The 18,910-nt window shown below is 45.5% G+C and carries 21 protein-coding genes and 1 pseudogene; 13 read left to right on the forward strand and 9 right to left on the reverse strand.

The window, feature by feature from the left end; all coding sequences use genetic code 11:
- Positions 1–17: 17 nt before the first annotated feature.
- Complete coding sequence (locus QUA50_RS15485) at positions 18–371, reverse strand: hypothetical protein (RefSeq protein WP_333263316.1); 354 nt, start codon at positions 369–371, stop codon at positions 18–20.
- 1 nt (position 372) lies between these two features.
- Between QUA50_RS15485 and QUA50_RS15490 the strand changes: the two genes are divergently transcribed.
- Both QUA50_RS15490 and QUA50_RS15495 read left to right on the forward strand, forming a co-directional pair.
- Positions 373–903, forward strand: a complete 531-nt coding sequence (locus tag QUA50_RS15490) for a DUF192 domain-containing protein (protein ID WP_333263319.1) — start codon at positions 373–375, stop codon at positions 901–903.
- A 785-nt stretch (positions 904–1,688) separates the two neighbouring features.
- Positions 1,689–1,904: a DUF2949 domain-containing protein gene (locus tag QUA50_RS15495; protein WP_333078854.1), complete on the forward strand. Its 216-nt coding sequence runs from the start codon at positions 1,689–1,691 to the stop codon at positions 1,902–1,904.
- A gap of 55 nt (positions 1,905–1,959) precedes the next feature.
- On the opposite strand, the gene QUA50_RS15500 is transcribed toward QUA50_RS15495, so the two are convergent.
- The 3 genes from QUA50_RS15500 to trpC all read right to left on the reverse strand — a co-directional run bounded on the left by QUA50_RS15500 (position 1,960) and on the right by trpC (position 5,068).
- On the reverse strand, positions 1,960–3,117 hold the full coding sequence (locus QUA50_RS15500) for an alanine--glyoxylate aminotransferase family protein (RefSeq protein WP_333263322.1): 1,158 nt from the start codon (positions 3,115–3,117) through the stop codon (positions 1,960–1,962).
- A gap of 83 nt (positions 3,118–3,200) precedes the next feature.
- A complete protein-coding gene (locus QUA50_RS15505) occupies positions 3,201–3,446 on the reverse strand; it encodes a DUF5340 domain-containing protein (protein ID WP_333263326.1) in 246 nt (81 codons plus the stop codon).
- A gap of 671 nt (positions 3,447–4,117) precedes the next feature.
- The gene (gene trpC, locus QUA50_RS15510; RefSeq protein WP_333263329.1) at positions 4,118–5,068 is read right to left on the reverse strand and encodes an indole-3-glycerol phosphate synthase TrpC; all 951 of its coding nucleotides are present in this window, start codon (positions 5,066–5,068) and stop codon (positions 4,118–4,120) included.
- Between the two features lie 106 nt (positions 5,069–5,174).
- Between trpC and QUA50_RS15515 the strand changes: the two genes are divergently transcribed.
- Both QUA50_RS15515 and QUA50_RS15520 read left to right on the forward strand, forming a co-directional pair.
- Positions 5,175–5,507 (forward strand): DUF433 domain-containing protein, encoded by a 333-nt coding sequence (locus QUA50_RS15515; RefSeq protein ID WP_333263332.1) that lies wholly within the window; start codon positions 5,175–5,177, stop codon positions 5,505–5,507.
- Positions 5,508–5,559: 52 nt separating this feature from the next.
- The gene (locus tag QUA50_RS15520) at positions 5,560–5,859 is read left to right on the forward strand and encodes a hypothetical protein (protein ID WP_333263335.1); all 300 of its coding nucleotides are present in this window, start codon (positions 5,560–5,562) and stop codon (positions 5,857–5,859) included.
- Positions 5,860–6,026: 167 nt separating this feature from the next.
- Here the strand turns inward: QUA50_RS15520 and QUA50_RS15525 are convergent, their stop codons facing one another.
- Genes QUA50_RS15525 through QUA50_RS15535 form a run of 3 tightly spaced genes read right to left on the reverse strand, consistent with a single transcriptional unit; the run spans position 6,027 to position 6,805 of the window.
- Positions 6,027–6,347: a Txe/YoeB family addiction module toxin gene (locus QUA50_RS15525; protein WP_333263338.1), complete on the reverse strand. Its 321-nt coding sequence runs from the start codon at positions 6,345–6,347 to the stop codon at positions 6,027–6,029.
- Positions 6,331–6,627, reverse strand: a complete 297-nt coding sequence (locus QUA50_RS15530; RefSeq protein ID WP_333263341.1) for a type II toxin-antitoxin system Phd/YefM family antitoxin — start codon at positions 6,625–6,627, stop codon at positions 6,331–6,333. The genes QUA50_RS15525 and QUA50_RS15530 overlap by 17 nt, the downstream gene beginning before the upstream one ends.
- 28 nt (positions 6,628–6,655) lie before the next feature.
- A complete protein-coding gene (locus QUA50_RS15535) occupies positions 6,656–6,805 on the reverse strand; it encodes a hypothetical protein (RefSeq protein ID WP_333263344.1) in 150 nt (49 codons plus the stop codon).
- Positions 6,806–6,995: 190 nt separating this feature from the next.
- Here QUA50_RS15535 and QUA50_RS15540 point away from each other — a divergent pair, with 190 nt between their 5' ends.
- From QUA50_RS15540 to QUA50_RS15575, 8 genes and pseudogenes are all read left to right on the forward strand, one after another.
- Positions 6,996–7,757, forward strand: a complete 762-nt coding sequence (locus QUA50_RS15540; RefSeq protein ID WP_333263346.1) for a lecithin retinol acyltransferase family protein — start codon at positions 6,996–6,998, stop codon at positions 7,755–7,757.
- A gap of 265 nt (positions 7,758–8,022) precedes the next feature.
- A pseudogene (locus QUA50_RS15545) lies at positions 8,023–9,235 on the forward strand (ISL3 family transposase).
- A 249-nt stretch (positions 9,236–9,484) separates the two neighbouring features.
- Positions 9,485–10,219 carry a glutathione peroxidase gene (locus QUA50_RS15550; RefSeq protein WP_333263349.1) on the forward strand — a complete coding sequence of 245 codons (735 nt, stop codon included), beginning with the start codon at positions 9,485–9,487 and terminating at the stop codon, positions 10,217–10,219.
- Between the two features lie 203 nt (positions 10,220–10,422).
- Complete coding sequence (locus tag QUA50_RS15555) at positions 10,423–11,394, forward strand: sodium-dependent bicarbonate transport family permease (RefSeq protein WP_333263352.1); 972 nt, start codon at positions 10,423–10,425, stop codon at positions 11,392–11,394.
- 4 nt (positions 11,395–11,398) lie between these two features.
- A complete protein-coding gene (locus tag QUA50_RS15560) occupies positions 11,399–11,707 on the forward strand; it encodes a P-II family nitrogen regulator (protein WP_015174010.1) in 309 nt (102 codons plus the stop codon).
- Positions 11,708–12,222: 515 nt separating this feature from the next.
- Positions 12,223–13,254 (forward strand): type I glyceraldehyde-3-phosphate dehydrogenase, encoded by a 1,032-nt coding sequence (gap, locus tag QUA50_RS15565; protein WP_333263355.1) that lies wholly within the window; start codon positions 12,223–12,225, stop codon positions 13,252–13,254.
- Positions 13,255–13,457: 203 nt separating this feature from the next.
- The gene (locus tag QUA50_RS15570) at positions 13,458–13,823 is read left to right on the forward strand and encodes a DUF1823 family protein (protein ID WP_333263360.1); all 366 of its coding nucleotides are present in this window, start codon (positions 13,458–13,460) and stop codon (positions 13,821–13,823) included.
- Positions 13,824–14,115: 292 nt separating this feature from the next.
- Positions 14,116–14,811: an LPS assembly lipoprotein LptE gene (locus QUA50_RS15575; protein WP_333263362.1), complete on the forward strand. Its 696-nt coding sequence runs from the start codon at positions 14,116–14,118 to the stop codon at positions 14,809–14,811.
- A 122-nt stretch (positions 14,812–14,933) separates the two neighbouring features.
- On the opposite strand, the gene QUA50_RS15580 is transcribed toward QUA50_RS15575, so the two are convergent.
- On the reverse strand, positions 14,934–17,243 hold the full coding sequence (locus tag QUA50_RS15580) for a protein phosphatase 2C domain-containing protein (RefSeq protein ID WP_333298751.1): 2,310 nt from the start codon (positions 17,241–17,243) through the stop codon (positions 14,934–14,936).
- A gap of 688 nt (positions 17,244–17,931) precedes the next feature.
- Here QUA50_RS15580 and QUA50_RS15585 point away from each other — a divergent pair.
- Positions 17,932–18,288 carry a hypothetical protein gene (locus QUA50_RS15585; protein WP_333263368.1) on the forward strand — a complete coding sequence of 119 codons (357 nt, stop codon included), beginning with the start codon at positions 17,932–17,934 and terminating at the stop codon, positions 18,286–18,288.
- A 235-nt stretch (positions 18,289–18,523) separates the two neighbouring features.
- Here QUA50_RS15585 and QUA50_RS15590 read toward each other — a convergent pair whose 3' ends face one another.
- Positions 18,524–18,868 (reverse strand): NAD(P)H-quinone oxidoreductase subunit M, encoded by a 345-nt coding sequence (locus tag QUA50_RS15590; protein WP_333263371.1) that lies wholly within the window; start codon positions 18,866–18,868, stop codon positions 18,524–18,526.
- Positions 18,869–18,910: the final 42 nt, after the last annotated feature.

The raw sequence follows: 18,910 nt of genomic DNA on the forward strand, positions 1-18,910 counted from the left end.
GGAAAGTAGCAGACAGGTTAAAAAACCCGCCCCCACCCCACCCAAAAGCCCCAATTGACATTGCTGCAAGATGTCAGATGTAACTGACATCTTGCACCATTCTCAATTACTTGTTTAGGAACAGGCAGGATGCCTGTTCCACAAGAAAACTCATTCTTTGTGGAACAGGCCGTCCAGCCTGTTAAGCGAGAATGGTGCAAGATGTGAGATGTAACGGATTTCAGTCCGAGGGAAGTCGGAAGTTCGGCAGTGGATTTTGTAACGGATGTAACGGATGTAACGGATTTCAGTCCGAGGGAAGTCGGAAGATTTTGCCAATTCCCAATGCCCAATTCCCAATTACCGATCGCCAATCTAAAATCTAAAATCATTATGAGTTATTTAGCTAATTTGCTGAGTATTGCGGTAATTCTATTTTTGCTGGGATGTTCGCCGAATTTACCTGTCGCGAATGCTGGTGCTACTGGTATTTTGGCGGCTGAGTCTCCGACGGCGACAACATCGGGTCAAGTGCTGCCTGTTTCTGCTAGAGCTCGGATAGGCGATCGCCCAATCGAACTCGAAGTGGCGAAAACACCTGAACAGCAGGCTATGGGTTTAATGTACAGAACTTCTTTGCCGGATGACAGAGGAATGCTGTTTGAGTTTAAACCGGCGCGGCGGGTCAATTTTTGGATGAAAAATTGCAAGATTTCTCTGGATATGATTTTTCTGCGGGATGGGGTGGTTGAGGCGATCGAAGTTTCTGCACCTCCTTGTACTGCAGATCCTTGTCCTACCTACGGGCCCGATACTGCTGTCGATCGAGTTATTGAGCTCCGGGGCGGGCGAGCTGCTGAACTCGGTGTTAAAGAGGGCGATCGTATTGAAATCGAGTTTTTTAACGAAAACCTCGATCGATAAACAATCCCCCGGTTTCCATCGCCCAGAGATCCCCCTGCCTTGGGAATACCGCAGAAAATTTAGAAACTTTACAAAAATTGATAAAATCTATTAGAATATTAATGTAAGATTCAGTACAAACACCGGAAGATTTGCTACGATGTCGATCTCAGTCAGTCAGGACTTGAGCTTGTTTCCGGAAGCTGTAGATGGTTGGTCGCAGGTATGAGACGAGTCAGCGACTCGTTACCAATCCTGAGAGACGATACTCAGCCTCAAGGTGTAGCAAAACGAAAAGACATTCTCTGGAAGTTCTGGCGATCGAGCTAAATCTACTAAACCTATCTAAAGTAATATGCTACGAGCCAAGTTAATTGGCGGGAATTGGCAAACTTAACTTCTGGTAGCAGTTTCGGGTTTTATCGAAATATCTAACTAATTTTGTCGAAGTAGATTTGCGGATTCTGCATTTTGGCAGATGAAGTTAAACTCTGAACTTGGTTTAGTAGTCTTTAGGTAGCAGAATTTATTCTGATTCGCGCTGCAAAGATGCCGAGGTATTCAGTTTAGGTTCGATCGCGATTACCAGTCGATCGGGCAGACATCAGCAAAATTGCCAAACCTTTCACTTTTTGGGAAAGGTTAGCTTTACAGTATCACTCAGCATTACGTTTGGCAGTTCAACCGCTAATAGCGTTTTAAAAGCTATCCACGGTAACAAGACAAATTTAAAACTGGCTTATTACTCATCACAAACATCAGGTTCACATCAGAAAATGGTGTCCTATACTTAGAGGTGAAATCACATGGCACCCGCTAAATACACTCGATTGATTCGCTTTTTACAAGAAGATTTGGCAATTTCGCCCGCGTCCATTGCTGTCGCCGAACGTGTCGGGGATAACAAACAGCGGCAGCGCGATAAAGACCCGAATTCCTTGCCGATGGTTCTGTGGCAATACGGTTTAGTCACTCTCGAACAGTTGGATAAAATCTTTGATTGGTTATCCGAAGCATATTAAAAGGATTTTAGATTTTAGAGATAATCCAAAATCTAAAATCCTTTAACAACTGAGATTAGGATTCAGCCAAGAATTTGGCAGCCGCGGCAACACCGGCACCAGGAGTGTAGCCTTCATGACCCAATTCGCTCAGCACAACTTCTAAAGAGGAAATTGCTGCTAGAATATCGCGATCTGCCACAAAGCCCAAATGACCGATTCGGAAGATTTTACCTTTCAAATGGTCTTGTCCGTCGGCCAGAGCAATGTCAAATCTCTTTCTCATCAAAGTCCGCACTTTTTGAGCATCTACGGATTCTGGCGGCATCACCGAAGTAATCGCAGGGCTGGCGGCATCGTCAGCAGCAAACAACGGCAAACCTAAAGCTTTTACAGCAGCGCGAGTAGTTGTCATCAACCGTTTGTGTCGCGCGAAAACATTTTCCAACCCTTCTGTTTTCATCATCTGCAGCGATGCTTGCAGGGCAAAAAACATATTGACAGGAGGAGTAAAAGGAGTGGTATTTTTGGCAGCGTCTTTGCTATATTTGCCCAAATCCAAATAATAGCGGGGCAGTTTCGCAGTTTTGTAAGCTTCCCAAGCTTTGGGACTGACGGCCACAAAACCCAAACCTGGAGGAATCATGTAAGCTTTCTGAGAACCCGAAGCAATGACATCAATTCCCCAAGCGTCCATCGGAATATTGACCGCGCCTAAGCTAGTGACAGCATCTACCATAATTAAAGCTTCACCGTGGGCTTTAACGTGGCGGTTGATGGTTTCGAGGTCGTTGAGGACGCCGGTGGAGGTTTCCGAGTGGGTGATGATGACAGCTTTGATTTGCTTCTCTGTATCTGCTTCTAGTTTTTCGCGGAAGTTTTCGGGGTCTAAAGGTTGGCCCCACTCGGCTTTAATAATTTCGGCGTTTAAACCGTAAGCTTCGGCGACTTCAGCCCAACGTTCGCCAAATTTGCCGTTGCATCCGACTAAAACTCGATCGCCCGCACTCAAGAAATTAATTATCCCAGCTTCCATCGCGCCGGTACCAGAAACCGTTAAACTCAGCACGTCACTTTGAGTTTGGTGCAGCCATTTCAAATTTTCGGTACATTCTGCAAAAATCGCGTCAAATTCCTTGCTGCGGTGGCCCATCGGGTGTTTTGCCATCGCTAACAATGCCGCTTCAGGCACCGGCGTCGGGCCGGGAATCATCAGCATTAATTTGTTGTCCATGATATTGTCCTAAGTTTTTCTGTGGGAGTTATATAGAATAAATCAAATACGATACCTCACGTCGCGTCGATACTCTAAGTTTTTTAATTTTTAACTCCCTTGTGGTTAATTTCATTTAGAGACCAGCGATGTTCAACCGCTAAGTTCGATCGCTCGCAGCTTTGTTCTAATTGCTTTTGAATGGCCAGGGCTTTACGCAGTGTAATAATAAGTTGGTGCACTTGTTGCTGCTGCGGCGACTGGGGACTGACAGCAAACATCGTTTTGCGTTCTAACAATTGAAGTAGCAATTCATAATGAATGTACGAAGGAAGGGGGATTGGCTCCATGAAAGCTAACATACCTCAGTGAACCGACACCCCATTGCAATTGCATGGGGTATCATCAGAAAAATGAGTAGAAACCCCGTCCTTATAGGACGGCTGTATATTCCCTTTCGGGAAGGAGGGGTATAGTTGGCCCTCCGTGGAGATATGGTTGTCTCCAAAACTCCCTTGCGCGATAAAGTTAGCTTGTCGGTCAATGTTTTGAGAGCTTTTTAGGCCCAAAGCACTGTTCCTGTTACCTGAGAACTGTTTAACTTTCAACTTAACTTTCAACTTAACTTTCAACTTAACTTTCAACGATAGAGCCAAAAACTAGCTTCGCACTCTCCGGTATCGTGACTCAAAAAACGTAGTCAGTTAAGACGATAGCCCGTCAGAACGGCTTGTTTGATTTCTCTTGCAAGCCTCATGCCTTATAGCTGAGGTTCCTGACAGGTGAACATTAGATGCCCGATTTTTTATTTGTTTTCTAACCGTCCAATAACCCCTGCTTTGCCGATCGCATATTCGGGGCTGGTTGCGTTGGACACGCTAAATCTTGCGATCGACAGGCTTACAGAATAGATTTAATTGCTTTCTGGCAAAGTATTTCTATGCAATGTAGCTTTTAGTGCTATTTTTTTTACAGTAGCGCTTGAGTCGATGCAGGCTAGAAATTCTCATTATTTACCTACTCAATCATTTTTTATCAGAATTAAGGGTGGTTTGTCAAGCGGTCTCGCCTTTGAGTGGCTGGGAGGGCGATCGGCAAGGGAGGCTAAAGCTGCACCCGGATCGGGCTGCTTGACCAGAGATTCGCCAATGAGAACGGCTTCTGCGCCGGCGCTGGCAACTTGAGCGAGGTCGTCGGGAGTGTGGATTCCTGACTCGCTGACGGTGAGGATGCCTTTTGCTTGGATTTCGGTTTGGCGGGAGGCTAATAGTTGGCTTGTGGTTTCTAGGCTGACGGAAAAGTCTGCTAGGTTGCGGTTGTTGATACCGATCAGGTTTACGCCTTCTAGGGTTAATACTCGATCGAGTTCTTCTTGAGTGTGAACTTCGATTAAAGCTGTCATGCCTAAAGTCTTGACAATTTTCACAAAGTATTGTAAGTCTTTGTCAGATAGAATGGCTGCGATTAAAAGTACAGCATCGGCGCCGTGAATCCGGGCGAGATAGATTTGGTAGGGATAGATTATAAACTCTTTGCAAAGTAAGGGTAAATCGACGGCGGCACGGATTTTAGCGAGGTTGTCGAAACTGCCTTGAAAGAACTTTTCATCAGTGAGTACAGAGATGCAGCTAGCGCCGTTTTCTTGGTAAGCTAGGGCGATCGCCACTGGGTCGAAATCTTCGCGAATTACGCCTTTACTGGGGGAAGCTTTTTTAACTTCGGCGATGATAGCGGGTGTGGTTTTGCCGTTTTTAATGGCGGCAAGAAAGTCGCGAGTTGGCGGTGCAAAGGGGAGTTTTTTCTGAAGTTCGGATAAGGGAGTGCGATCGCGCTTTTGGGCTACTTCAGCTTCTTTTTCCCAGACGATTTCTTCGAGGATGTGCTGGGGTTCGGCGTCGGGTACGGCGATTTGGTAGCTGAGATAGAGTACGGAGACTGATGTGCTGGGGGGACGGCGGCGGATTTGAAGCATGATAGGGGGATAAAGGGCGATCGTAACAAGTTTCTATTATATAAGGTCGATCGCCCTTTTTTATTTATGATAAAATGCGATTAGCTAAGTATTCGGAGATTAACCGATGCAACTAGAAGACTATTTTGAATTTCTAGACCCCGATGACATCCGCATCAAAGGACATCGCATCGGCATTGACGACGTGATTGATTATTACTTGGATGGATATTCGCCAGACCAAATTCTGGAAGAATTACCAAGTCTAAATTTAGAGAAAATTTACGCGACGCTAACCTATTATCTGCACAATCGCAAGCAGATGGATGCTTATATGTTGCGGCTGGCGAAGTGGCGGGAAGAACGCTATCAGGAATGGTTGGCTAATCCATCTCCTCTAGCATTGCGTTTGAGAGCAATCAAAGCACAGCGAGAACAGGAGTTGCTTAACCTAAAGTGAAAATTCGTTTTTTGCTCGATGAAAATTTGCCACCTAAGCTCAAAAGTGCTGTTTGAAAACTTCAACCGGAGATATTTTACGGGTGGGCGACGAAAATGCACCGCCATTGGGAACCTTAGATCCAGAGATTCTCATTTATTTGGAATCATCGAAACGACTATTGGTGACGGATAATCGCAAAAGTATTCCCGGACATTTGGAGGAACATTGGGCGGCTGGGGGACAAAGTTGGGGATTAGTTTGGGTGCGTCCAAGTGGAAGTATCGGCAGATGGGCAGAAACAATTCATTTTATTTGGGATACTACTGAAGCTGAAGAATGGCTCGATAAGTTAGATTGGATTCCATATTAGAGAATGATGTGGAAAAAGTACGCGCGTGCGTAGCTATCCCGTAGGAATCGCACTTTTGGGCCTCCAAAGTCCCCGCGCTAACCCGCAAGTCCGCCGGGGGTTGAAAACCCCGTCTCATAGCTAAAGTCCTCTAAAAGAGGACTGAAAAGCCAATTCATTATTTCGGGCTAATCTTCGTAATGATAGCGAGCTTGGAGAAAATCAATTCTATTCTCGCTCACTAAGTAAACTATTCTATGTTCTTGAGTAAGCCTTCGCGACCACGTACCCGCATCCAAATATTTTAGGGGTTCTGGTTTGCCGATACCTGTGAACGGATCGCGCACGATCGCCTCTACCAATTTTAAAAGTCGGAGGGCAACTTTGCGGTCAACGTCCACCCAATAGGTAAGGTCTTCTAGGAATTTAGGATTAAAAACTGCATCGCGAACAGGGGTTTTCTCCAGTTCTGCGGTTTCTGGTGGCGGTTGTTTACGGTTCTTCGTCAAGTCCCGACTCCTGGCGCAATTCGCTGACAGTCTGAGGTTTGACTGTTCTGGCTTTTGCCTGTTTCAGAGCACTTAACAAGCGATCGGCATTTTTGGGCGATCGCAGCAGGTGCAATGTCTCCAATAAGCTTGCCAACTCGTCAGCGGCAATTAAGGCTACGTTTTCGCCGTCTTTGCGGGTGATGATGATGGTATCGCGATCGCTGATGACTTGTTCGCACAGTTCATCAAGATTTGCCACAGCTTCAGTATAGGTTACTTGGGTTTGTGTGAGTGACATGGTTTTTGGCTTCCCAATACTAAGGATATTATAAGGGCGATCGGGCTTCTTTTTCTATGTTTGGGCGGGAATAGTTAGTTTTGACATACTCTTTTAGTACCGGGCAAAGGGTGAAAAATGTGCGATCGCCCTCCGGGATTTTTTCAACTAATGAACGCCGTCCCAAGGATTGCATCACTTGCAAAAATTGCGATCGAGATAATTGCAGATTCTCTCAAAAATTTCGCTAGAATGCCATTAAATAAATCTTGAATCATTGTTGCCACTATTTTTAACTTCTTGCAGAGCGTCTAAGTGTTTTCCCGTATTGACTGAGCCTGGTTATCTGTGATATTCAATACTTATTGAACCTCACGTAGTTACAAGCTATGGCAAAAGGCGATCATATCTACATTCAACACGTTGGATACACTCATCACGGTATCGACTGTGGCGATGATAGTGTTATTCATTTCGGAAGGCGTGGGGGTGAAAAAATTTGTCGTATTTCTAAAAAAGATTTTGCATCAGTAAACAAAATTAATGTAAAGGAGTATGGAAAATGTTATTCAGATGATTCAGTAGTCAGACGAGCAGAGGGCAGGTTAGGCGAAAAAGGATATGACATTTTCAGCAATAATTGTGAGCATTTTGCTTATTGGTGCAAAACAGGAAAATATAAGAGTGAACAAGTAGCACAAGCTCAAGCTGGAGTTGCTGGTTTAGTTCAAGGAAGCGCTATTGGCGCAGGAACCAAGTTTGCAACTAAAATCGCCACTGAAGCTGCTATTAAATCTGCTGACCCTATATCTAAAGTTCTCGTCAATGTAGGGCTTAAACAAGCGCCTGCTGTAGCGGGTAAAGTGGCTGCTGGTATTGTAGGTGTGGGTGGCATAGCCAGTGGATTAGCTGCTGATTTCATAGTTGGCAAGATACTTGAAGATGATGAAGCTTTGACTGAACGCGAACGTGAAGCACGAAAAAATGGAAGAATAGCAGGACAAGTTGCATCAACAATTGGAGGTGTTGGCGGAGGTATTGCTGCTGCTACGGTTGGTGGTAGCGTTGCCATTGCTGCTGCTGTTGCGGCTCCCGCAGTATTAGGTATAGCAATTGGTTTAGGTGCTTATCACCTACTCCAAGGCGAGTGAAAATTGATTTAGCTGCTGAAAGAGCGATCGCCCTTGTATTATTGAGGTGCGATCGCTCTTTTTTTGGCTCTTCAGTAGTTAATATGCTAAATGAATAGCTGGCGCCAGGAAAGAAACACAAATGAAGCTAGGAAAATAGCTGGGAGAGTCATTACCGGGGTTGACAGAGGAAGCTCATTTATTATTAAATATAAGCAAAAGCTAGAGGGGTGAGGTGGATTGAACAGCCATGAGAACGAAAAAGGAGATAAAGTTTTTAACATAGCTGTTGAATATAGAGGGAATAAAAGTAATCTCACATCGCCAGTATGAAGGGATTGGAATAATTTTACAGGTGGAAGGAATCGGTAAGGAAAGTAACTGTCCACGTTGTGGAAAAAAAAGTCATAGATTACATCAAAATCATAGATACCTAGTCAAAGATTTACCTTGGGGAGAGAAGTTCGTATTTTTAGAAATCAACCGACGACAGTTTAAGTGTGAAAAATGTCTCAAGCCATTTAGTGAAGAGTTGGAGTTGGTCAAAAAAAGAAGAACCTATACGAAACGGCTAGCAAGAGCAATAATCCAAGAAGTGTTAGAGAATGATATCCTTATTCGTAGCGAAAAAAGGGGTCGTGACAACAGAAGAAATAGAAAGGATGTTAAAAGACGCATCGAAAGAATACTTAAAAGCCCAGCCTAGCGAGTTGAAGAGATTAGGGATAGATGAAATAGCTCTAATTAAAGGAAAAGAAAATTCCTGTGCAGTATTAATAGATTTAGAGAAGTATAAGCTAATCGCGATATTGGCAGGAAGGAAACAAGAAGAAATTAAGGAAGTAATGCTCGGATGGGGTAAAGAAGTATTAGAGCAAATAGAAGAAGTAAGTATAGATTTGTGGAAAGGTTACAGAAATGTAGTGAGAGAGTTGATGCCAAATGCTCAGGTGGTCGCCGACAGATTTCATGTAATGGCACAAATAAATAAGGAATTAGATGCCCAAAGGAAGCGAGAGAAGAGACAGGTAGAAGATTTAATTAAAAAAGCAGAATCGTCAGAACAAAAAGCAGCCCCGGAGAAAGTTTTAGAAGCATTGAAGAAAAGTAAATATGTGTTATTGAAGAACCAATCAGATATAAATGAAGAGCAAAAAGCTAAACTAATGCAAGTTAAAGATGTATCTTCTACTCTCAAAACTATGCTTTAATTAAAAGAAAAAATTACAAAAGTTTACGATCTGGCTAATAATTGGTTAGTCGGTTTGTGGCAAGTGGGAAGATTGTTGTCAAGAGCTAAAAAATATTTTACCGATAGTCAGAACACTATTATTCGTTGGCTAGATGAGATTATTGCTTACTTCGATTATAAGACTACCAGTGGTGTTGTCGAAGGCATCAACAATAAACTCAAGTTGATTAAACGTTCGGCTTACGGATTTAGAAACTTTGAAAACTTCCGAGTTAGATGTTTGCTTACTTGGCAGTTTGATTGTTAGTTTAGCATACTAGCTAATGAAGAGCCAAAAATCCTCACCCGTTAGCAGCAGCAAAGGAATGGAGACAGAATTGCCGACTTAGTTAAACAGCAAGTTTTAAATCTGCTAGCTGTCGCAAAGGCAATGAACTGAAGTCGCGCGCGCGCCCAAGTCCGAGAAAAAAAACTCGCCTCCCCTTGACAAGTCATACTCGTTATGAGTACGCTATAAGCAAAGGAATTGAACCCAAGTACCCAAAAATTTAAAATCATGCTGACGAACCAAGAAGGTCAAAGAGTACCCAAAGTCACCTTTCGCACTCGCAAAGACAACGAGTGGGTGGATGTCACCACCGATGATATATTTGGAGGTAAAACCGTAGTAGTGTTCTCGCTGCCGGGAGCATTTACTCCCACTTGTTCGTCAACGCACCTCCCCGGTTACAACGAATTGGCGAAAGTTTTTAAAGAAAACGGCGTAGATGAAATCGTTTGCATTTCCGTCAATGACACCTTTGTGATGAACGAGTGGGCAAAAGACCAAGAAGCAGACAATGTGACGTTAATTCCCGACGGTAACGGCGAGTTTACTCAAGGCATGGGAATGCTGGTAGACAAAACAGATTTAGGTTTTGGGAAGCGGTCTTGGCGTTATTCGATGCTGGTAAAAGATGGCGTGGTGGAAAAAATGTTTATTGAGCCAGAGGAACCGGGCGACCCTTTCAAAGTGTCCGATGCCGAGACGATGCTCAACTACATCAACTCCGCAGCAACAAAGCCGAAGGTAGTTTCGCTGTTTACAAAAATGGGCTGTCCCTTCTGCGCTAAGGCTAAGGGAATGCTGAGTCAAAAGGGCTTGGATTATGAAGAAATCGTCTTGGGCCGGGATATCACAACCAAATCGCTCCGGGCTATGACTGGGGCTACAACTGTGCCGCAAGTATTTATCGACGGCAAGTTGATCGGTGGTTCCGAAGCCCTAGAGTCTTATTTGGGTGTTGCTTAGTTAAACACAAATACTTAGCTAGCTGGTGCAAAGTGCACGCCTTACTCATTGTACGGTGCGTACTGTGCACCTTTGCCGTATTTGGGGGTATTTAGTCTAATCAAGCTTTGGTTTCAAAAGTTCGATCGGTCTATTTATCCATTCTCGTGCAACAATTACTGGGGAAGTCATATTAAAAACGCAAGAAATGGGAGTGACCGATCGTGGATTTGAGTTTAGTATCGTCAAATATCTTAAATCCCCCAATATTAGCTTTTTTCATGGGAATGCTGGCAATTTTTCTCAAATCTGATTTAGAAATTCCAGCCCCCATCCCCAAACTGTTTTCGCTGTACCTGCTGTTTGCGATCGGATTTAAAGGCGGCGTCGAACTGTCCAAAAGCGGAATTGACCAGCAAGTTGCCCTGACAATTGTGGCAGCGATGCTGATGTCAATGCTAGTACCAATTTATACTTTTTTCATACTGAGGATAAAACTCGACTCCTACAATGCCGCCGCGATCGCAGCCACCTACGGTTCCATCAGCGCCGTCACATTTATCACCGCAACCTCCTTCCTCACAGCACAGGGCATCGACTTTGACGGTTACATGGTAGCCGCGCTAGCATTAATGGAATCCCCAGCAATTATAGTCGGTCTGATTCTAGTCAGTGTATTTGGCGGGGAAGAAGGAAAACGCGAAATAGTTTGGTCAGAAGTGTTGCAAGAAGCATTCCTAAACAGTTCTGTTTTTCTGCTGATTGGCAGCCTAATTATGGGCGTACTGACAGGAGAACATGGTTGGGAAGTTATGAGTCCGTTTACTCAAGACTTGTTTTACGGAGTTCTGACTTTTTTCTTGCTAGACATGGGGCTGGTTGCGGCTAGCAGAATTAAAGATTTGCAAGAAGCAGGAGTTTTTCTGATCGGCTTTGCAATCCTAATTCCCATAGTCAACGCAGTAATTGCTTTGGTAATAGCCAAATTAATCGGAATGCCGCAGGGAGACACTTTGCTGTTTGCCGTATTGTGCGCGAGTGCTTCTTATATAGCAGTACCAGCAGCCATGCGCCTAACTGTTCCCGAAGCGAATCCAAGTCTTTACATTTCAACGGCCTTAGCAGTGACATTTCCATTTAATATCATTGTAGGCATTCCCCTGTATCTATACGGAATCAATATGTTTTGGAGGTGAGATGATGGAGTCAGTCAAAAGAGTAGAAATCATAGCCCACTCAGTAGAACTAGGCAAGATTTTAGACGGTTTAGACAAAGCTGGCGTACCCGGTTATTCGGTGATTCGTGATGTCGCTGGAAAAAGCACTAGGGATCACGTTTCCCGTGATTCATCAATGACGGCGTTGGATAACATTTATGTGCTTGCTTTTTGTTCCCCAGCTCAAGTTTCAGCAGTTGCAGAAAACATTAGACCCGTGCTAAATAAATTTGGTGGGTCGTGTTTTATTTCAGATGCGGTGGAATTGCTAATTACTAGATGCGTCGGGTAGTCATTAGTTATTAGTGATTATACCAATTGGTATAATTTGAGCTACACATAGATTCTACGCCATATGTTTAAGGACACGGCAATGCCGTGTCCTTGAGCGAATAGGCAACTTTCATCTTAGGCTTGGGTTCCCATAATCCCCACTGGTGAGAATGGCAATCCGTTTCGCCTTTTGGGTAAGTTTTTTATTATTACTTTAGCCTGATTTAAAAAAGGCAATTTTGAAAATAATTTCTGTCTATTAGAACACTATTACAAGTTGACAAAAATCAGCCATTAGCCCTTAGTCGGCGGTCATTTCAGGATTAATTGCCCTTCCGAGCCGGGGCAGAATTCAGAATTCTTAAGAGATAGAAAAGAATCACTTGCCAAAATCCGTTAGCGTGGTAAATTCTAAGCCACAACAGGCGATCCTCTTCGTTGGCGTAGCCCCCGTAAAGGCGGGCTTTCCTTCGGATCGCGAAAGCTAACGCTAACGCCCGATCGACTAACGATATTTTCAATAGGAGTTTAAACATGGCTGCATTAAAAGTCGGCATCAACGGATTTGGTCGCATCGGACGGCTAGTCATGCGTGCCGGCATCAAAAACCCCAACATCGAATTTGTCGGCATTAACGACTTAGTTTCGCCAGAAAACCTGGCTTATCTTTTCAAATACGACTCCACCCACGGCATTTACGACGGCGAAGTGGAAAGCAAACCAGACGGGATTGTCGTTGACGGAAATTTTATCCCCTGTACAGCGATTAGAAATCCTGCCGAATTGCCCTGGGGTAAATCTGGCGCAGATTATGTTGTAGAATCTACGGGATTGTTTACAGATTTTGAAGGCGCATCAAAACACTTGACGGCAGGAGCAAAACGAGTAATACTTTCAGCACCGACAAAAGACCCGGAAAAAGTTCCAACTTTTCTAGTAGGCGTCAACCACCACAAATTTGACCAGGCAAAAGATACGGTTGTTTCTAATGCTAGCTGTACGACGAATTGTTTAGCACCAATTGCCAAAGTTATCAACGATAACTTCGGTTTGGAAGAAGGTTTAATGACGACAGTTCACGCGATGACAGCTACTCAACCAACTGTAGACGGGCCCAGCCAAAAAGATTGGCGGGGAGGACGCGGTGCGGCTCAAAATATTATTCCATCTTCGACAGGTGCAGCAAAAGCTGTTACTTTGGTGTTGCCAGAATTGAAAGGAAAATTGACTGGAATGGCTTTGCGGGTGCCAACTCCCGACGTGTCTGTAGTTGACCTTACTTTCAAAACGGCGAAGGAAACTAGCTATAAAGAAATTTGCGAGGCAATGAAAAAAGCTTCTCTTGGCGAACTCAAAGGCATTCTGGGATATACTGAGGATGCGGTGGTTTCGACGGATTTTCAGGGCGACGCGCGATCGAGCATTTTCGATGCAGGTGCGGGAATTGAACTGAATTCTAAGTTTTTCAAAGTTGTTTCTTGGTACGACAACGAGTGGGGTTATTCTAGCCGCGTGATTGACTTAATGCTTTCGATGGCCGAGAAAGACGGAATTTTGGGCAAATAATACAGTTATCCCCTGGATCGCTTGGCGGTTGAAACCGCTACTACACATAAAAAATCCCCCTCCGCAGACTAATAAACCAGGGGGATATGTAACCCAGATTTGGTATAAATTTATGTGTTTTTGTGGAACGGGCATCTTGCCCGTTCCCGATAATGTTACCTAATGTGAGTTAAACTTTTTTTGTTTCCGATTCGATCGCGCTCATGTCTGAATTACCACCGCTGAATAACGAAACTATTTGGGCTATCCTCAACGAAGAAATCGACGATGCTGCTGTCAACCGATTAGTTTGGCAGTATCTGGGCTACCGCTGCGATGCCGAGACTGGCAAGTGGAACAGTGCAGGTGTTGCAGCAGAGTGGCGGCAAGAGTACCCGGAACCGCCGGATTTTATCGATTCTAGGCCCGCGACGGTGAAATTGACTCGATCGACCCCTCCAGAAAACAAGCAGTTGCTGAAGGAAAAATTGGGCTTTAAAGGCTATAAAATTGGGGAATTCGGGCCGAGACAGACTCGCAGGGCGACGATGGCTAATTGGTTGATGGGTTTTATGGAATCAGGGGCGTAAGAGGAATTTTGGATGGCTGTGCGGTTGTTGCCGGCGTTAGAGTACAGAGATATGAGATTTTGTGGCAGGAAAATCTCTAAATCCCTATAAAGGATTGAAACTTTGATTAAACTCTTCCTTTCTTTCTCTGCGTCCTCTGCGTCCTCTGCGGTTAATTAACCAAAATTAAGCCTGTTGAAAGTCAAAAAACACTAAAACCCGCCAATTCCAACCTCCTCACCCCCAACCCTGACATCGGACTGTTCCGTAAAGTATCCTAGAGTCGGCACAAAACAACTGTGAGGAAACCTTTATGAAAACAACCACCATATCTCGCTTAACCGGCATTTCCCTCGCTACCCTAATGCTAGCAGGCGTTTCAGTCAATGCGACGGCCACACCAGCCACCACCCAACCCGCAACCCAACTCGCCCAAGCGACTGCCAAAAAACGCCTCGTCGTCATGGACTTCGAGTACGGCACCACCAACAGCTATTACACTTCCTACAGGGGAGTCGGCGCCGCCAAAGGCATCAGCGAACTGCTAATCAACGAACTCGTTAACAACGGCACTTATACAGTAGTCGATCGCAGCAAACTCGAACAAGCGCTCAAACAGCAAAATCGCAGCGGCGCGATGGATGCCGGCACAGCAGCCGAAATTGGCAAACAATTAGGAGTTGACGCCGTGCTCATCGGCACCATTACCAAGTTTAATATCGACAAACAATCCGGCGGCGGCAGTTTCATGGGAATCGGCGCCGGTTCACAAAAAACCAAAGCTACCGTTCAAATAGACGTGCGGTTAATCGGTACAGCTTCGGGAGATATTCTTGCCACTGCCAAAGCAGTAGGAGAAGCGGATCAAAGCGATTCTAATATTTCCGTTAGGGGTATCAGCAGCAATTCTGGCAGCAGCAATGAAGACTCACTTTTGAGCGCGGCAGTGGACAAAGCCGTCTCCCAAATGGTGACTAAACTGGCAGAGGTATCTAAGAAATTACCTTAGTCTTATCGGTGGTGCGGGGGCGGGTTTATCTAGATTTTCTGTGGGAATTACATATTGTCGGTGAAACCCGCCCCTACATGATTTATGTTTATTTGACTAAATTCGCTCCCACCAATTACCGATTAATTAGCATTGGGATTTGAGTCCGACTCAGCGCATTTTCCCTGTTGATTTAAGTTGGGGTTTTGGTTAGAAACAACCTTAGAAACGGCAGCTTGTTCTTGAATCCATCCAATTTCCCCCGGTTGCAGGTTGGCGCTTTCTACTTCAACTGTTGGCTTAACTGCTGGGGAAGGCGAGGGAGTTGCCACACTGGAAGATGGATTCTCTGTCGGTTTTGAAACTGTAGAAAAATCTTTATTTGACTCGGGTTTGGGAGAGTTCGATCGCACTATTTCAGGAATCGAACAAACTTTCAATTCCAGCCAATTGCCTTGAGGCGTAAGCTGTTTGTTTGTCACCTGCAAAACGCTGCCGGCAGGGACTGTTCCTTTGACAGTCAACTCACCGATTGCGCCTCGCAAATCCAAGCTATCGCTCTCTTTTTCCACTTCTCCAGCCGCAGAACTTTTAATCTCTATAAACGAGCCTGTTTCTAAAGATTGAACCGGAGAAGCTACAGATTCAACTGTTTTTTCCGGCGTCTTTCCAGCTTTAATTAAACCGCGTTTCCCGAAAATCGACTCCCCGGCAGTATCGATCGCGCGACCCACCGGAGGGATGAAAAAATAAGCAAATACACCCCCCAAGCCTAATAAAAATAAAATTTTTAGCAGCATGGAAAATGGACTTTTGCTTTTTTCCGGCTGTAACAACTGCGTTTTTACTTGAGCATTCCCCTCGCCAAGGCTTGTGCTCTCGGTCAAATCCGTTGGCATATCCTCGCTATCGGAAATTAGTTCGATCGGCGTATCTAAAGGTGCGACAGACAGTTCTGTAAAAGTATTGCCGTCTTCCCTCAAATGTGCTTGACAGTGAATTAAAGCAACAGTGACGTTATCGTGACCGTTTCTAGTATTAGCAATCTCAATCAGTCGATCGCGCGCCTTAGCCAAACTAATGCTACCGTCGAGAATTGGCAAAATCTCCGCTTCCCAACATTCCTCAACCCGGTCTTTATCACTCAAACCGTCGGAACACAGCAGCAAAACGCAGTCTTCATCCACCGGAAAACGCTGCACAGTCGGGTGCAGAGTGTTGGACGAAGTAATCCCCAAAGCTTGAATCAGAGCTCCAGCGGCCACTTGTTCCAAAGCATCCCGGTAGAGAGAGTAGCCCAAACGCACCTCGCGGCAAGCCACATTATCATCGAGAGTAAGTTGATAGCAGCCGGTGCGGGTTATCCAGTAAGCCCGACTGTCTCCGACATGGGCGACGTAGAGTTCGTGAATGTGAGCTAAACCCATAACTAGCGTAGTTCCCATCCGCTGGCGGCCTTGGCGGTGTTCGCTGTCATTGCGACTGGCTATTTTGTCATTAGCAGCACAAGCCGCCCGTTCCAGCTTGGAAGTCAGGCTCAACGGGTCCCAATTAGCTTGATGTAGGGGCATTTGCTGCAACTTGTCGCGCAGCACACCAATTGCTTCTTCCGAAGCGACTTCGCCGCCGTCTTGTCCGCCGATACCGTCGCAGACGATCGCGCAAGCTTCCGCACCGGGCTTTCCTGCCAACAGCGTACCGCTGGGGGGATAGCAAGCATCTTCGTTGTGAGCCCGGGATCTGCCTACATCCGTGCCCGTGGCAATTTCAACGTGACGATCGTAAAATCGGCCGCACTTTGCCAAAGCTTTATCCAACTGGCCCATCAGTTGTTCGCCGTGCCGCACTTGACCGGCAACCATTTGCTGGCAAAGTTGCCTCAAAAAATTGGCAATAGTTGGGTGAGCATCTTCGAGCCACTGCTGCCACAATTTGCCCAACTGGGACAAATGAGGCGGTTTGCGATCGGGCTGCAATTCCAGAAACCGCACCAATTGCCCTTCCACCCGCAGCAGTTCGGGAGTCAGCAGCGTCGAAGCCACGCCCTGAGCGATACAAGGCTGCCACAACTGGGCCATTTGCCACAGCCAATTGAGCTGGCGCATCGCTGCGGCTCCTTTCCAGGACTCCGCCAATTCCGGCATTAAAGATTCCGTCACCTTCAAAATAGGCGCGTTTTCCAGCAGCCAGATATCTCCCGATAGCTTGCTCATCTTGGACGATACCAGGCCGTATACTTGAGGTACGTGCAACTGATAGGCAAACAGTCTCAGATAAGGAGTGACAACACTCGGAATCTCTTCGGGCAGTTCCGGCAAGTGTTCGGGTTGAGTATCGACAAGAAGTCGATCGCGCTTGACCAAGTAGCGACCAGCGATCAGATCGCCTGGCTTACACCCTTTGATCCCTTCACCTAAAGCCCATAAGTAGTGTTTTGCCACAGAGTTTTGCATAAGGGTTCCTGACGCCTTTGGGCCCAGTCCTGATCTGAACTATTTTAGCGATTGAACCTCGACGGGTTGATACGTGGCGATTATTTGACACCCCCGCTTTCTCAACAGACGGAGATTCTTAAGACTTCGCAGTCCTAATATCCTGATTTTTCAGGTTCCCTGGCTCACCACGTTTGCACTGTTGTGTGCGTAGCGATGTCTCCTGACAATGTTTTAGGCGTGACTTTCCCCCAGTCCAGGGGTAGGTTTTAATGTCTTGTACTGACACAAATAGTCTACCATTTTGTTGACCCGCCGAGGCATCTTGCTAGGAGCTTTCACTGTTAGACGATCGCGCGACACCCCAGTCCTCGGCTGGAAATCACGCTGTTTTCAGCATATTCCTGATAGCGGCAATTTCCGCAGAAATCCCAGCACTCAAGGAAATTGAAATTTTAGACTAAGTATAATGGTATGATGCAGCTAGGTAGAAATCACCTGACCCGACAGGTATAAATAAATATCAATTCTCGGTTTTCTCGCCAACGGTGTTCATTACCTCGTTCCCCTGTTTGGCAAGTAAAGTTAAATTTAACTTGACCCAAAGACGGATACAAGCCCCCAGATTCATCTGTCGAGTACATCTAAAGTATAAAATTTACAATCTACAATCTACAATCGGCCTCTGCAAGCTGTTGAGTATTTAACCATGCCCCTACATGAGTCCACCGCTTTTCCCAAGAATTTGCCCGATCCCAAGCTGCTACCTGCTGTTGAAATAGACGAAATACTCACTAGCATTCAACATTCTCACAGTTTTTATTACAAAGTGATGAATCTTGAGGTTTGGGCGCTGGTGGAAACCTTGGATGGGCTGTTTCCCGGCGCTTGGGGTCAGTTTATGACCAACCGCCAATTAGCAGTTAAACAGTTTTTGGAACGCGATCGCGTTCCAAATTCTCCGGTTGATGCTGGGGATGCGGGCAAGAAGTCCGATCGAAGTCGGAAGAAGGAAGAAGCCGGGAGTCAGGAGTCAGGAGTCAGAAAGAAGCAGGAAGAAGAATAAAAGCAGATTTTCCCAATTCTCCCCATCTTCACCTTTCCTCTGTATCCAAGTCTAAATCCCCCTCAATCCCCAAAGCGAGAGACGAAACAGAACCCTCTTTTCCCCCGTACTCCCCTGATTAAGAGAAGTAGGAGGGATAGAAACTCAGCTACAAGCGACATTTATTATGGCTTTCAATCTTAAGTTGACATAAATGCCGATCGCCCGTTAGCGAAGCCCTCGAAGAGGATCGCCCTTACAGGTGAACTTTGGCATCAACTTGAGGCAATCCCATGCTGTAGTTGACAGCGCGGCTGTTGAGATTGTAGCTGATTTGGCCTTTTTGGAGGAGCGATCGTACCAAGTGCTCCAATTCCGAACCGATGCGGCGGAGGTTGTACTCGGTCAAATCTTCGCCCTCGTAAGCGTCTACGAGTTGGTCGAATTTGGCATATACCTGTTTGACTGACTCGTCATTCCAGTTAAGTTCGTTATCTGGGTCAATGTCGAGGGTCAAAAGGTCGTTGCTGGGTACGAGTTCGTTGTCTTCGAGGATAGCGGTGTATATGCGAATATGGCGGGTTGTTGACTTAAGCTGCATGACTTCTTATGTGTAAAGATTTTTTGCTGAGTTTATTGTAAT

It is taken from the genome of Microcoleus sp. M2_D5 (assembly GCF_036701935.1).
GTDB lineage: Bacteria > Cyanobacteriota > Cyanobacteriia > Cyanobacteriales > Microcoleaceae > Microcoleus.